Below are 14,186 nucleotides of genomic sequence, written 5' to 3'. Positions count from 1 at the left end.
TTCGACACCGGCGCGCTGGCTGCCGCCGCCCAGCTGCTCGGCGCGGGCCGCGCGCTGCTGCACGCGGCCAGCGAATACGCCAAGCAGCGCATGCAGTTCGGTGGCGGATGGCATTTGCGCACTGTGATGAGCTCGACGGAATCGGACCGAACCGTGGTGTAGAGGCGCTGGGTGCGCGGTCTCCGCACCGACTCAATGCGACTCGAGTCCCCGGCCTCGCAAGGACGGACTCCGGCGGCGGCGCGCCACCCCGCGGCGGATAGCGTTGCGAATCGAGATTGATTCGGCGAGTTCGCGCCGTCCGACGACCGAGCGAAAGGGAGCGCAGGCATGGAGACAGTCACTTCCGCGGACGGGACGACGATCGCGTTCGATCGCGTCGGCGACGGCACGGCCGGGACGGTGATCCTGATCGGCGGGGCGTTCGGGTATCGGGCGTTCCCGAAGATGGTGCAGCTGTCCGAGGCGCTGGCCGCGGGGTACGGGCTGACCGTGATCAACTACGACCGCCGGGGTCGCGGCGACAGCGGAGACACTCCCGGCGTGTACGACGTGAGCGACGAGATCGACGACATCGCCGCGCTGGTGCAGGCGGCGGGCGGGTCGGCGGCGCTGTTCGGCTGGTCGTCGGGGGCGGTGCTGGCGCTGCTCGCGGCGGGTTCGGGACGGGTGCCCGGTATCACGAAGGTGGTGGCGTTCGAGCCGCCGTTCGTGACGGATCGTTCCGGGCGCGTTCCGCCCGCGGACCTGGATGTTCGGCTGCACCAGCTGATCGCGGCCGACGAACGCGGCAAGACGGTGCGGTTCTACATGACCAAGGCCATGGGCATCCCGTGGACGATGGTGACGGCCATGCGGGTCACGCCGTTCTGGAAGAACCTGAAGGCGGTGGCGAACTCGACCGCGCACGACTGGGCGGTGATGCGCCCCTACATGCGCGGTGAGCGGCTGCGCGCGGCCGACTGGTCGGGCGTCAACGTGCCGACGTTGGTCATCTCGGGCGCCGACAGCGCCGCCCTGCTGAAGAACGCGGCGAAAGCCATCGCCGCGGCGCTGCCCGACGCGCAGCACCGCGAGCTGGCCAAGCTCAGCCACGACCCGAAGATCGACATCCTCGCCCCGGCGGCGGGTGAGTTCCTCACGCGAGTACAGCGATAGGTTCGCGAGCGCGGCGATAGATGCTCGAGCGCAACTAATAGGTGCTCGAGCGCAGCGCGCAGGTCGGTGAGGCGAGAGCCGTGCGATTGGTAGAGGCCGAGGTCGCGGGCGAATGCCGCCGGGTCACAACCGATGTGGACGGCGCGGGCGGGATTCGCCGTCGCCACCGCGGCGACGACATCCTTGCCCGCACCCGCGCGCGGCGGATCGAGGACCACGGCCCGGGGCGCGGCTCCACCCGCATGCTCGGCCACGCAGCGCTCGACGCGTCCGGCACGCAGCTCCACCCACGGCAGGCACGGCCTGTCCGTCCGCCACGGCGGAACCCGTGGACTCCTCCGCGAGCACCGATCCCCGCGCGCCGACACGATCCGCCAGGCGCGCGGCGAAAACCCTGCGCCGCTGTATTCCGGCGCGCGGCGATGAATTCGCGAGCGGGGCTCCGTCTACACCCGTAACGGCCCAACGCGGCCGAAGAGACCCCGCTGAGGAGCCCCCATGAAGACCGAAAAGCTTTTGGCCGCAGGCATTCTCGCCACCCCGATGTTCTTCGTGGTGGCGCTGGCACAGGCGTTCACCAAGGACGGATTCGACCTGCGCGAGCACATGATCAGCCAACTGGCGATCGGCTCACACGGCTGGATCCAGATCGCGAACTTCCTGGTGACCGGCGCGCTGTTCGCACTGGTCGCGGCCGGGCTGCATCGCGGCCTCACCACCGGGATCGGCCGGGTGTGGGCGCCGCGCTTGGTCGGGGTGTTCGCCGCCGGGATGATCGGGGCGGGCGTTTTCGTCTGCGACCCGTACCGGGGCTACCCGGCGGGCGCCGCCGAGGTGATGACCTGGCACGGCACGCTGCACGCGGTGTTCGCGTCGGTCGCCGGGCTGGCGCTGGTCGCTGTCATGGTCATCCTGGCGCGGCGGTTCCGCAGCGAGCAGCGCACCGGGGCGGCCGTGCTCAGCATCGTGATCGCGGTGGTCTATGTCGTGCTTCCGGTATCGGTTCCGGCGCTGACCAGCATCACCTTCCCGATCGCCTCGTTCCTGGCCTGGGGTTGGGTCGCGGTGTTCGCGGCTGGGCTGCGCACCGAGCGAGTGGTGCAGTCCGCGCGCCGGTCCGGGCAGCTGCAGCCCGCCTGAGTACGCGCATCGAAGAGCCTCGAACCCCGAAGTCGTCGCAGCATCCGTCCGAGCCGGATGCTGCGACGACTTTTGGACTCGAGTTCTGGGCTCTTTCGTTCACTTCTCCGGCGGATGCTGCCGGTAGAACTCGCACGCCTCGCCGGTGAGGTAGCCGTCCATGCAGGCGAAATAGGTCTGAATGCAGCTGTTGGTCGTACAGCCGAGCTCGAGCAGTCGCTCGTGGATGCGCCGGTTGCGCTCCTGCTGGGGGTTCAGGGCGGGCGCGGTGCTCACCACGGCGGACGACGGCACGGGCGTCCCCGACTGGGCGCACCCGGACAGCGCCGCGAGCGCGACCACCGCCGCACCCATTGCCACTGCCCACCGCGCCATCGTCGACACCCTCCTCGATCGCTTAGAGCTGACCGTACCCGGTCGGCCCGGGTCGCTCGATCCGGTAGCCACTAGATGGCCAGAGATCAAGCCCGGCCACAACGACACCGCGGCCACGTACGGCACAGCGCAACGCCAGGCGCGGCGGGTGCACGCCGACCAAAGCGCGCCTGCCGATGCTGCCGCTGACGGCCGGGTCCGGGATGGCCGCACCAACCCGCGAGCATCCACGCCCTACGCGGGCGACTCCCCGCGCATCAAAGCCCCCAGCGACTCGCGGTCGGTGACGTCCATCTTGATGCAGGCCCGGTACAAATGCCCCTCGACGGTGCGGACCGAGACGGTGAGCCGGTCGGCGATCTGGCGGTTGGACAGGCCGGCCGCGACCAGGTTCGCGATCTCGCGTTCGCGGGCGGTGAGGGGCAGCGGTTGGGCCGCCTTGCGCAGTGCGGGGGTGGCGGCACCGCCGCAGGCCGCGGAGAGTCGGTTTGCGGCGGCGGCGGATTCGAGCAGGCGGCGACGGTCGCCCGCCCGCTCGTGCGCCGATGCGGCCTGGGCGGCGGAGTCGGCGGCCGAGAGCACCGCGCCGATGGCCTCGAATTCGGCTGCGGCGGCGTCGAGTCCGGGTCCGTCGTGGGCGGCAAGCGCGACCGCGTGCTTGGCTTGGGCTTGAACCAGCCGACCGTCCACCCGGGCCGCCAGGTCCGCGAGCCTGCCCGCCACCGTGTGGTCGCCGAAGCGAGCGGCGGTATGCAGCGCCATCGCCTCGATGGCGTGCTGACGCGAACGCGCGGCCGCGTCGGCCGCGCCGATCGCCAGCCGGACGGCCGGGGTGACGGTGCCCTCGGCGCCCGCGACGCAGGCCTTGGCGATCTCGAGCTGCGGCTCGTAGACGGCGCTGTGCCGACCGCCGCGGCGCACCGCCTCGGCCACCGATTCGGCGGCGTCCTGCGCGCGGCCCAAGGCCGAATAGGCTTCCGCTAGACGAATTCTCGCCGGGAACAACCACGCGGCCGCACCCTCGGTGGTGAGTGCAGCCAGCGCCTGCTCCAGGTGTTCGATGCCGTCGATGAAGCGTCCCTGCGCCACGTCGACGGTGCCCTGCAGGATCTTCGACATGCCCCAGGCCAGATACTGCCCCGGCGCGGTGTAGCCGAAATTCGGTGCGGCGCAACGCCTCGCGGCCTCGAACTCGCCGCTGTAGATCAGCGCGAGCACCTCGGCGTGGGTGGACATGAACCGGTTGAGCCCATCGATCTCGCGCTCTACCTCGTGCCCGCGGGCCGCGTACTGCCTTGCGGCCTCGGCCTTGCCCATCAGCGCCAAGGCCAGACCGCCGCCGAAGGACGCCCACCAGACCGCCCAGTGCGGAGCGCCTTCGGTGGTCATCACCGACTCGGCCTCGGAAAACGCGTCCTCGATGCGGTTCTCGTTCACCGCGCACGCCGAGGCCAGCCCGGCGAACGTGGCGATGATCTTCGGATGCTTGACCCGCTCCCGGATCTGGGCGAGCACCTCGTCGGCACGGTCGGCATCACCCATGGCCCATAACAGGTTCGACACCCGGGTGCTGCCCCAGCGGGCCAGCTGCACCTCGTTGAGCTTGTCGGCGTCGAAGCTGGCCAGCGTGCGCTCGGCCTCGATCCGATGCCCCTGCCACAGCAGCGCCCTGGCGAGCAGATCGGCCGACTCGACCCCGCCGCGCCGCTCCACCGCGGCCCTGGCGAACCGTTCGCCGAGCGGCAGGTTGGCCAACCCGATGGCGTCGGCAGCGGCCGCTTCGAAGAGTTCCAGATCGGCGGATTTGTCGCTGTCCAAAGCCAATTCGGCCAACCGGATGCGGTCGGCGGCGGAATTGATGCGGCGCTCCCTGAGCGAGGAGTACAGCCTGCCGCGCAGCCGCCGGGCCGACGCGATGCCGAGCCTGCGCCGGATGACCTCGCCGAACAGCGGATGGTTGTAGCGCACGATGAGCTGGTGGGCGTTCTCCACAACGCGAATCACACCGCGGGTTTCGGCGGCCTCCACCGCGTCCTCGCCCGCCAGCTCGGCGAGCACGTCGAGATCGATCGGCTCGCAGAAGGTGAGCAGCTCCAGCACCCGAAGCACCTGCTCGGGCAACTGCTCGACCCGATCCTCGAGCAGCGCAGCCAATTCCGAGGTCACCGCGGCGCGTCCGCGCAGCTGCCACACGCCGTTGACCTGGCGCAGGGTGCCCGCCTCCAGCGCGCCCTCGACCAAATGCCGCAGAAACAGAGCGTTTCCGCCGGAGGACTCCCACATCAGATTGGCGGTGAAGCCCTCCAGCTGACCGCCGAGCATCGACTCGACCAGGTCGACGCTCTGCGACTGGGTGAACGGGTTGAGGTCGACGCGCAGCAGGTGCCCGTCCTTCCACAGCGAGGTCACCGCGTCGGGGACCTGGACCCCGCTGCGCACGGTGGCGACGATATGGGCGGCTTTGTCGATGGCCAACTGCAACAGCAAGGTTGCGGACAGTTGGTCCAGAAGATGGGCGTCGTCGACGCCGATGATGGTGTGCCCGTCGGCGAGCAGGGCCTCCCGCGCGGCGGACATGAACGTCACCGGGTCGTGTGCCGTGTAGACACCGACCATGTGTGCGAAGACGCCCAGCGGAATACTGCGGGCCGACTCCGTGCCCGCAACCCACCGAATACTCCCGCCGACCGCCGCGGTCGCCTGTCTGGCCAGCGTCGTTTTGCCCACCCCGGCATCACCGGTCAGGACAGCACCTACGTACGCCGAACCGGTTAGTGCGGACCGAATTGCTTCGAACTCGGTCTCGCGCTCGATCATCGGCCAGTTCCGAGCCATGATCTAACTGTAGTTCTTCGCCGTTCATGATCGAAGGGAACTGCGAATGGCGGCCGCGCTCAGCGCGTCGTGAGCGGAAAAACGCTGTGGTTCAGCCGAGGACGTCGTGCCTGACGATCGTTTGGTCACGGCCGGGACCGACGCCGATGCAGGAGATCCGCGCCCCCGACAGCTCCTCGAGCCGCCGCACGTACGCCTGCGCGTTGACGGGCAGGTCCTCGAAGGTTCGCGCTCCGGAAATATCCTCCCACCAGCCCGGCATTTCCTCGTAAATCGGCTTGGCATGGTGGAACTCGGTCTGCGTTGTGGGCATCTGGTCCACGCGCTTACCATCGATTTCGTACGCGACGCAGATCGGTACCCGGTCCAAGCTGGACAGTACATCCAGCTTGGTGAGGAAGTAGTCGGTGATGCCGTTGACGCGCGTAGCGTAGCGGGCGATCACCGCGTCGAACCAGCCGCAGCGCCGCGCGCGGCCGGTGGTGACGCCGACCTCGCCGCCCTGCTTGGCGAGGAATTCGCCGTACTGGTCGAACAGTTCGGTCGGGAACGGGCCCGAGCCGACGCGGGTGGTGTAGCACTTGAGGATGCCGAGCACCGTGTTGATCTTGTTCGGTCCGATGCCAGAACCGACGGCCGCGCCGCCCGAGGTCGGGTTGGACGACGTGACGTACGGGTAGGTGCCGTGATCGACGTCGAGCAGGGTGCCCTGCGAGCCCTCGAGTAGCACGGTTTCTCCACGCTCGAGCGCCTCGTTGAGTTGCAGCCGAGTATCGGCGATGCGGTGTTTGAAACTCTCCGCCATGGACAGCACTTCGTTCACCACCTGCTGCGGATCCAGCGCGCGGCGGTTGTAGATCTTCACCAGCACCTGGTTCTTGAACTCCAGGGCGGCCTCGACCTTCTGGGTGAGGATCTTCTCGTCGAGCACGTCCGCGACGCGCACGCCGACGCGGGCCACCTTGTCCTGGTAGCACGGGCCGATGCCGCGGCCGGTGGTGCCGATCTTCTTGTTGCCGAGGAAGCGCTCGGTGACCTTATCGATGGCCACGTGGTACGGCATAATGAGGTGCGCGTCGGCCGAGAGCAGCAGGCCCGAGGTGTCGACGCCGCGATCCTCCAGCCCGGCCAGCTCGGCGAGCAGCACGCCGGGGTCGACCACGACACCGTTGCCGATGACATTGCGCACACCCGGGGTGAGGATGCCGGACGGGATGAGATGCAGTGCGAACTTGTCACCATTGGGCAGCACCACGGTGTGGCCGGCATTGTTGCCGCCCTGGTATCGGACCACCCACTGCAGTCTGCCGCCGAGCAGATCGGTTGCTTTGCCCTTACCCTCGTCGCCCCACTGGGCGCCGATGAGGACGATTGCCGGCATGGTGGTGTCTCCTACGGTTCGACGCGCAACACACTCGTGTTGCAGCTACCTGCCGTACTGAGGCGGTGGCCGGAAGCACATTTTACCCAATGGCCTAGGGCACCCTGGCGGGACGGCACACTACGCCGGTCACAATGCCGACTCGGCCCGGGCGCGGCGGGTTGAACACGGCTATGGTTGCTGCGGGCGGACCGGGGCAGCGAGCCCGCCAGATAGGTGCGAGGGAGTCGGCGGGGTGTGCCGGCAGGATTCGAGGAGGGTGTACGGCAGTTTGAGTACCCACGTTCTCCGCTGCGATGGTGTGCCGGTCCCGATCGCTCTCGCCGCACTGTCGACAACTCAGACGGCCGCTGTCCCCGACACCTCGGTGATCGACGAACTCCTCCCGGTGCTCGCCGCCGACAGCCTGCCGCGCCTGATCGTGCTCGGCGAAGACGCCGCACTGGCCGCGGTATTGACCCACCTGATGCGCACCGAGCGGCTGCACGTCGAGATCGGTTACGTGCCGATCGACAAGACCTACGGATCACGCGCCTACCAGACCGGCAGTGGCAACGCGGCCGCCAAGCGGGCGATCGAGGGCAAGGCGCTGGCGACCCCGCTGATTCGCGACGACACCGGCAAGGTGCTGGTCGGTCGAGCGACCATCACCGGCCCCCAAGGCGCCAAGCTGGAGGGCGAGGCCTACGTGGACGACGTCCAGCTGTTCTCCGGCACGGTCACCGCGATGCACATCTCGCCCACCCTGCACATGCCCGGCGTCCGGGCGACCGTGCGGAAGGGTCTGCGCAAGCGCCGCTGGCTCGAGGGCCGGGCCGCGCAGCTCGGGACGCCGGGCGCGGTGGTCACCCGCGACGGCATTCTCACCGAGCGCCCGGTGCCGCGCTCGACCTTCTACCGACATCACGAAACCTGGCTACTGGTGCGATGAATTACTCCTTCCCCCAGCGCCGTACGGGTCTCGGCGCCGTTCGTCCGAGCCCCGTGTTCCTGCTCGTCGTGGCGATCACCATCGCGGGCGGCGTGCTGGCCTGGGCATCCGACTACGGATCGACGCGCGCCGGCGTCGGCGTATTCGTGCTCGTGGTGGCCGGCTGGATCGTGACGCTGTGCCTGCACGAGTTCGCGCACGCCTACATGGCTTGGCGCGCAGGCGATCACGAGGTAGAGCTGCGCGGATATCTCACGCTGAATCCGTTGAAGTACTCGCACCCGTTGCTGTCGATCGTGCTGCCCGTGGTGTTCATCGCGCTCGGCGGATTCGGTCTGCCCGGCGGCGCGGTGTACGTGCACACGCACAGCGTCAGCGCGCGGATGCAGCGGCTGATCAGCGGCGCGGGTCCGGCGGTCAACGCCGCCTTCGCGGTAGTGCTGCTCATCGCGGTGGAGGTGTACGGCAGCCAGACCTCGCACGCCGCGTTCTGGTACGGGCTGGCGTTCCTCGCCTTTCTGCAAGTCACCGCGGCGGTGCTGAACCTGTTGCCGATTCCCGGTCTCGACGGATACGGGATTCTCGAACCCTCGCTGAGTTATCAGACCCGGCGTTCCCTGGATCAGCTCAAGCCGCTGGGCATGCTGCTGCTGTTCGCGCTGATCTTGACGCCCGCGATCAACGAGCCGTTCTTCGACGCGATCTACACCATCTGCGAGGTGTTCGGCGTCGAGTCCTCGTGGATCGCAAGGGGTGCGAGCTCGGTACGTTTCTGGCTCTGAGCTCATCGGCCGCCCGGCCCCGCAGCGAGACCGGGCGACCTGCTCCGCTCGACGCCGTTGCGCCGCAACCCGCCCGGCCACCACACCATATTGGCCGGTGCGGCGCTGCGTCGTCGTGCGAAGTGTTCGACCGCAATACCCCTCGTTATCGCGGTCATGCAAGGAGATTAGGGAACGGGGCGCGGCCGGACGCGAGTAGTGGACTACCCGAAGATCATCTCGAGGCGGCGCGAACGCGGCCGAATTCCTCGCGGGCCGTGCGATTGTCCGAAAACCGCTGAGTAGCCCGGCTCATTCCTCCGGGCGCACATAGGGATTCGGGACGGTCGGCGGCAACAGCGCGATCGCCGAGATCCGCTTCATGCCGCACACCTGCATCAGATCGACCACGATCGAACGCACCTGCGCGAACACCACGTGCGCCGAAAGTCCCGAGCCCGCCACGAGTTCCGGCCGCGCACCCTTGGCGACGGTGCGCAACACCCTGGCCGCCTCCGCCTGATCGGGCTGTTCACCGGGATCGGCCAGCATCATTCTGCGTATTACGTCGACGGACTGGGCCAGGCGCTCCACCTCGTCCACGAGGCGCGGGTCGAGGATTTCGTCGTCGCGCACCAGGGTGAGCGAACGGCGCAGCAGCACCCTGGTGTTGCGGACGGCGTTGTCGAGCGGGTCGGCGGTGGCGCGAATGCGCTCCAAGCGGGCGCGAGAGTTCCAATACAGCGGGGAGATTCGGCTGATCTCGCGACCGCCCTCCAGGGTGGAGCGCAGCGAATCGATCTGCGACTGCGTCGCGCGCGCGGCGGCAAGGGCCGCGCGGATCTTCTCCTGATCCTGCTCGAGCAGACCGTCGGCGCACTGCGTCAGCGATTTACCCATCACCGCAAGGATTTCCGCGGCGTGCTCGCGGGCGCGGCGCACCGGATGCAGCGGGATCGCCGCGACGATCACGACCCCGACCAGTCCGCCGACCAGCGCGTCGATCATGCGGGAGAAGCTGCCGCCCACCCCAGGCGGCATCAGGGTGGCGACCAGCACCGCCGAACCGGCCGCCTGCATGGTGATGATGGAACCGCCGTCGAGGAACACGGCCAGCGCCATGGCCACTCCGACCACCAGCGCGATCTGCCAGACGCCGGTGCCCGCGCCGGAGATGAACAGATCCCCGATGCCGATGCCGACCGCGACGCCGACCACCAGCTCGATGGCACGCTTGAGCCGCGCACCGAACGAGATGCCGATCGAGACGACCGCCGCGGTCGGCGCGAAGAACGGCACCGGGTGGCCGATGATCTGGTGCGCGATGAACCAGGCCAGCGCCGCGCCGAGCGCGCACTGCACGATCGGCAGAGCCGACATCCGAAGGCGCGTCCAAGCGCCGCGCAACTGCTCCGCGCCGCTGGCCGTGGCGACGCCGAAACGCGAGGCGGGGTCGATCAACTACGACTCAGTCGAGGCCGAGCTCAGCCGCGGCGCGCGGGTCACAGTCTTCCAGCAGGTCCAGGCAGCGCGCGTATTCCTCGGCCTCGCCGATCGCCCTGGCCGCCCGGGCCAGCGCCCCGACGCTGCGCAGGAAGCCGCGGTTGGGTTCGTGGCTCCACGGCACCGGGCCGAAACCCTTCCAGCCGTTGCGGCGCAACAGGTCGAGGCCACGGTGATATCCGGTGCGGGCGAAGGCGTAGGCGGCGACGATGTCGTGGTTCACCACGGCGTCCGCTTCCCCGGCGCCGCCGCGCTCCAGAGCGGCCTCGGCGAGGTAGGCCCAGGCGATCGACGCCGCCGGGTGCGCGGCCGCGACCTGCACCGGATCGGTGTTGTCGAGCAGCGCGTCCTCCGCTTCGGAGTTTTCGGGTAGCAGTACCGGTTGCGGGCCGAGCAGATCACCGAACGAGGTCATGCGGTCAATTGTGCACTTCGGGTGGGCGGTCGCGCCCGCGGGCCGGGGGCGTCGCCGACACGCTCCGCATTCACTGTGGCCGCGCACGAGGTTTTTGAAGGACTTCGTCCCGCCGCGCCTATTAGGCTGGCCGTCGACTGCACAGATCCGCATGAGCGAGGGGTAGTAGGTGTCCGACCCGAACGACGAGAAGAACCCGGTACGCGATTCCGGTTCCGCCGAACAGGCGGGAGCGCGGGACCCGCGCGACCGGCGTCCCGTCGTGCACCCGCAGGCCACCACCCCCACCCAGCCCATGCCCGCCACGCCGCCGAGCGCGGACTCGGCGGGCTCGACCCCGTCGCGGATCATTTCCGGAGGCGGCTTCGGCGCGACCTGGGATCAGGACGACAACGCAGACGCGCCGGCCGCGGCAGCCGATAGACCGGGCGCACCGCAGGGTCGGTCCGAAGGGTCCGGTCAGCAGGGAACCCCCGGGGCGCAGCAAGACGCGCCTGATGCCGGCGGCGCTCGCAAGCTCGACGCGGCGACCACGGAAATTCCGCGCAGCAGTGATCGATCGACCGCGAGCACCGCGGCAGCTGCTCCCACAGGCACCGGGACCGCGGCCAGCCTCCCCGGCTCGGAAGAAGGCACCCGCTCCGGGGGGCAGAGTGCGGCCGAACAGCACGTCGATTCCCAGGGCAGCCCGACCCCGGGCCAGCGCGAGGCCGCGTCCACCCAGCAGACCGCGCCCGCCGACCGCGCGACCACCGGCGCTCAAAAGCTCGGCGCAATCGATGCGGCAACCACTGAAATCCCACGCAGGGGCTCGGCCGCCGAGCCCGGTCGTTCGACCGGCACAGGCCCTGCAGCAGCCGCGGCCCAGGGAGCCGAGGCCGCCTCATCTGGTACGTCATCCGCTCAGCAGGGTGCACCCGGAACCGCCGCTCACCCCGGCACTCCTGCCGCGCAACCAAGCACTTCCACCGCCGCTCAGCAGAGCGATTCCCAGGGCTGGGAGCACGTGACCCCGGGACAGCGCGATGCCGCGTCCACCCAGGAAAGCGCGCCCACCGACCGCGCTACCGCCAGCGCTCGAAAACTCAGCGCAATCGACGCGGCAACCACGGAAATCCCGCGCAGCGGCTCGGCTGGCACGAGCCCCGCAGCAGGCGCTGGGACAGTCCCCACATCCGCTCAGCAGGGCACACCCGGAACCGACGCCGCCCAGCCCGGCGCTCCCGTCGCTCAGCAGGGCACTCCGAGCCCCGCCACCGCCGCAGGCACCCCCTCCAACGTCGCTCAGCCAGGCGCGGCCACTGCGGCAGAGTCCAGCTCCGCCGCGACCGGAACCGCTGCCACTCGATCGGGCGTTCCTGCCGGGGCCGACACCGCGCGAACCGCCGCTGCGGCCGGAAATGCTGCCCAGTCGGTGCCCGCCGCCGGTGAGGGCACTCGATCCGGCGGACCGAGCGCTGCCGCGCAGCAGGGTTCCGGGAACGGGCCGAGCGTGACCCCTGCGCAGCCCGATGCCGCGTCCGCTCAACAATCCGCCTCCGCGCAGCAGGGCGGTCCCGCCGCGCAAAGCGCTGCCACCGGGCAGGGTCCCGGCGGACAACCCGGCACCGCCGGCGGTGCTGCGCAGCAGGGCGCCCCCGCCGGACAGCCGGGCTCGGGTGCATCTGCTTCAGGGCGCGCGACCGTCGCGTCATCGGCGGGCTCCCAGCCCGCAGCAGCTCAGTCCGGCGCGGCTCCGCACCCGCAGGGCCCCACCACCGCTCAGCAAGGCGCTGCCGCCACCCAACCCGGCGGCACCGCACAGCAGAGCCCTCCCGCCGGACAGCAAAGTGGCCCCGCTGGTCAGGGCGCAGCCGCCGGACAGCAGGGTGCTGCTGCTCAACAGGCACCGTCGGGCGATCGAGGAAACGCATCGACGCTCGGCGCTGCCGCCGCTCAGCAGGGTACTGCCGCCGCTCAACGGAATGCCGCCGATCGGCAAGGCGTCTCGACTGCGGGGCAAGGCGCACCCGGCGGCCTTCAGCAGGGCGGGCCCGCCGGACAGCAAGGTGGTCCCGGCGGGCAGGGCGCAGTCGCTGCTCAGCAGGGCGGACCCGCGGGCCTGGGCGCAGCCGCAGGACACCAGGGTGGTCCCGCAGGGCAGCAAAGTGGCCCCGCCAGTGCGAGCCCGAGCGCAGGACAGCAGGGCGGACCTGCCGGGCAGCAGAGCCCGAGTGCCGGTGAGGGTCGCACGGCAGCCGCCGGAGCCGCCGCAGCAGCTGCGGCCAAGTCTGCCGCTGAGTCAGGCACGGGTTCGCAACAGCAAGGTGTTGCCGCCGCCCAACAGGGCGGCTCCGCCGGTCAGGGCGCGACCCAGGCCGCCGCCGCGCAGCAGAGTGCCGGACATGCCGGTCAGACCGCGACTCCCGCACAAGACGCTCCCCCTCACCCCGGCGCGACCGAAGCCGCGACCACGGAGATTCCGCAGAACCAGCCGGGCGCTTCGGGAGAACAGAGTCCCGAGGGTGGCGAACCGTCGAGCGCCGACTACGAGACCATGGTCATGCGGCGGGTCGACTTGGTTGGCCTGTACGAGGACGACGAACACGACGAGCCCGATTCGGGCGGCACGGATGCCAAGACGGTGGTGATGCGGCGGGAGCCGCAGGACGAGCAGGTCGAGCTGCGGCGGGAGCCGCAGGACGATCAGGTCGAGATCGCCGCGGATGACTCCGTGACCATGGCGATGCCGATCGTCGCGCACCCCGGCGACGACGATGCGAAGACGATGGCGCTGCCGATCCAGCGGCCCGCCACCGATCGGGTGCAGGGGCAGCGTCCGCCGCTGTCGAAGCCGCCGACCACCCCGCGCCCCGCGCCGGGTCCGAAGCAAGCAGGTCAGCAGGGTCCGTCGGGTCCGCCGCCGAGCGCGCCCGACGAGGTCGAGGACACCCGTCCGTCGGCGCCTCGCCCCGCCGCCCAGCCGCGCCAGGCAGCGTCCGCGCCGTCACCCGCCGACCTCAACGCGACCCGTCCGGCGCAGTCGGTGATGGATGCCCCGGTTCAGCGCCCGCCCCAGCAGCCGCCGCAACCACCACAGCCACAGCAGCCGCCGCGGCCGATGGCTCAGCCGCAGCGCATCCCCCCGGCCCCGCCGACCCAGGTCCCGCCGACCCCGGTCAAGGCCGCGGAACCGGCGCCCGCGGGTCGCTCCAAGCGCTGGCTGCTCGCGGCAGGCGCCGCGGCCGTGGTGCTGGTGCTCGCCGTCGTCGGATTGTTCGCGCTCACGAGCAGTGAGACCGAAGAGGACAAGGTCCGCACCGCGATCGGCGACTACACGAGCGCGCTGCGCGACGGCGATCTCGTGACGCTGCGCAGCAGCACCTGCGGACCGCTGCACGATTTCTACAAGAACATCCCCGACGACCAGTTCGCCGGCGTGCACCAGCTCTCCCAGGAGCGCAAGAACATCCCGGTGGTGGACAGCATCGACGCGATCCGGATCACCGACAGCACGGCGATCGCTCAGGCGACGGTATACACCGAGGCAGATCCGGGTAAACGCTCAGCGCGTACCTTCGATTTGGAGCGCACCGACGCGGGCTGGAAGGTCTGTGATCCGCCCGCTGGTACTCCGTAGGCGTCAAACCGGGTAAGCGGTGCCAGTGCTCACACTTACCTGGTCAACGGACCGGTACGGCCAGTAGC

The 14,186-nt window shown here is 70.0% G+C and carries 11 protein-coding genes; 5 read left to right on the top strand and 6 right to left on the bottom strand.

All coding sequences use genetic code 11. The features are described 5' to 3' along the window. Positions 1–330 precede the first annotated feature (330 nt). Together NL1_RS31055 and NL1_RS31050 are read left to right on the top strand one after the other, a co-directional pair. On the top strand, positions 331–1,158 hold the full coding sequence (locus NL1_RS31055; RefSeq protein WP_067846929.1) for an alpha/beta fold hydrolase: 828 nt from the start codon (positions 331–333) through the stop codon (positions 1,156–1,158). Between the two features lie 498 nt (positions 1,159–1,656). Then, the gene (locus tag NL1_RS31050; RefSeq protein ID WP_067846926.1) at positions 1,657–2,298 is read left to right on the top strand and encodes a DUF998 domain-containing protein; all 642 of its coding nucleotides are present in this window, start codon (positions 1,657–1,659) and stop codon (positions 2,296–2,298) included. 99 nt (positions 2,299–2,397) lie between these two features. On the opposite strand, the gene NL1_RS31045 is transcribed toward NL1_RS31050, so the two are convergent. The 3 genes from NL1_RS31045 to NL1_RS31035 form a co-directional block, all read right to left on the bottom strand. Further along, the gene (locus NL1_RS31045; RefSeq protein ID WP_156095138.1) at positions 2,398–2,673 is read right to left on the bottom strand and encodes a hypothetical protein; all 276 of its coding nucleotides are present in this window, start codon (positions 2,671–2,673) and stop codon (positions 2,398–2,400) included. Between the two features lie 234 nt (positions 2,674–2,907). Further along, on the bottom strand, positions 2,908–5,508 hold the full coding sequence (locus NL1_RS31040; protein ID WP_067846920.1) for a helix-turn-helix transcriptional regulator: 2,601 nt from the start codon (positions 5,506–5,508) through the stop codon (positions 2,908–2,910). Between the two features lie 91 nt (positions 5,509–5,599). After that, positions 5,600–6,889, bottom strand: coding sequence for an adenylosuccinate synthase (locus NL1_RS31035; protein ID WP_067846917.1), 1,290 nt, complete (start codon positions 6,887–6,889; stop codon positions 5,600–5,602). Between the two features lie 271 nt (positions 6,890–7,160). Between NL1_RS31035 and NL1_RS31030 the strand changes: the two genes are divergently transcribed. Together NL1_RS31030 and NL1_RS31025 are read left to right on the top strand one after the other, a co-directional pair. Continuing rightward, a complete protein-coding gene (locus NL1_RS31030) occupies positions 7,161–7,820 on the top strand; it encodes a hypothetical protein (protein WP_067846955.1) in 660 nt (219 codons plus the stop codon). After that, positions 7,817–8,602, top strand: coding sequence for a site-2 protease family protein (locus NL1_RS31025; protein WP_067846915.1), 786 nt, complete (start codon positions 7,817–7,819; stop codon positions 8,600–8,602). Before NL1_RS31030 ends, NL1_RS31025 begins: the two co-directional genes overlap by 4 nt. Positions 8,603–8,893: 291 nt before the next feature. On the opposite strand, the gene NL1_RS31020 is transcribed toward NL1_RS31025, so the two are convergent. The 3 genes from NL1_RS31020 to NL1_RS31010 form a co-directional block, all read right to left on the bottom strand. Beyond that, positions 8,894–10,042: an FUSC family protein gene (locus NL1_RS31020; RefSeq protein ID WP_245673667.1), complete on the bottom strand. Its 1,149-nt coding sequence runs from the start codon at positions 10,040–10,042 to the stop codon at positions 8,894–8,896. A gap of 7 nt (positions 10,043–10,049) precedes the next feature. Next, entirely contained in the window at positions 10,050–10,499 is a 450-nt protein-coding gene (locus NL1_RS31015) for a DUF3151 domain-containing protein (protein WP_067846912.1), read from the bottom strand. 1,690 nt (positions 10,500–12,189) lie between these two features. Next, positions 12,190–12,645 carry a hypothetical protein gene (locus NL1_RS31010; protein ID WP_067846909.1) on the bottom strand — a complete coding sequence of 152 codons (456 nt, stop codon included), beginning with the start codon at positions 12,643–12,645 and terminating at the stop codon, positions 12,190–12,192. Between the two features lie 390 nt (positions 12,646–13,035). Here NL1_RS31010 and NL1_RS31005 point away from each other — a divergent pair, with 390 nt between their 5' ends. Then, entirely contained in the window at positions 13,036–14,118 is a 1,083-nt protein-coding gene (locus NL1_RS31005) for an Rv0361 family membrane protein (protein ID WP_245673666.1), read from the top strand. The last annotated feature ends 68 nt before the right edge of the window (positions 14,119–14,186 follow it).

This window comes from Nocardia lijiangensis NBRC 108240, from assembly GCF_001613045.1.
Classification (GTDB): Bacteria; Actinomycetota; Actinomycetes; order Mycobacteriales; family Mycobacteriaceae; genus Nocardia; species Nocardia lijiangensis.
This window is presented reverse-complemented; position numbering and strand designations above follow the sequence as displayed.

Bases quoted from the DNA above. Each gene is read 5' to 3' on its own strand.
- NL1_RS31005 (WP_245673666.1), top strand. From the start codon at position 13,036: ATGGTCATGCGGCGGGTCGACTTGGTTGGCCTGTACGAGGACGACGAA.
- NL1_RS31045 (WP_156095138.1), bottom strand. From the start codon at position 2,673: ATGGCGCGGTGGGCAGTGGCAATGGGTGCGGCGGTGGTCGCGCTCGCG.
- NL1_RS31015 (WP_067846912.1), bottom strand. From the start codon at position 10,499: ATGACCTCGTTCGGTGATCTGCTCGGCCCGCAACCGGTACTGCTACCC.
- NL1_RS31050 (WP_067846926.1), top strand. From the start codon at position 1,657: ATGAAGACCGAAAAGCTTTTGGCCGCAGGCATTCTCGCCACCCCGATG.
- NL1_RS31040 (WP_067846920.1), bottom strand. From the start codon at position 5,508: ATGGCTCGGAACTGGCCGATGATCGAGCGCGAGACCGAGTTCGAAGCA.
- NL1_RS31035 (WP_067846917.1), bottom strand. From the start codon at position 6,889: ATGCCGGCAATCGTCCTCATCGGCGCCCAGTGGGGCGACGAGGGTAAG.
- NL1_RS31025 (WP_067846915.1), top strand. From the start codon at position 7,817: ATGAATTACTCCTTCCCCCAGCGCCGTACGGGTCTCGGCGCCGTTCGT.
- NL1_RS31055 (WP_067846929.1), top strand. From the start codon at position 331: ATGGAGACAGTCACTTCCGCGGACGGGACGACGATCGCGTTCGATCGC.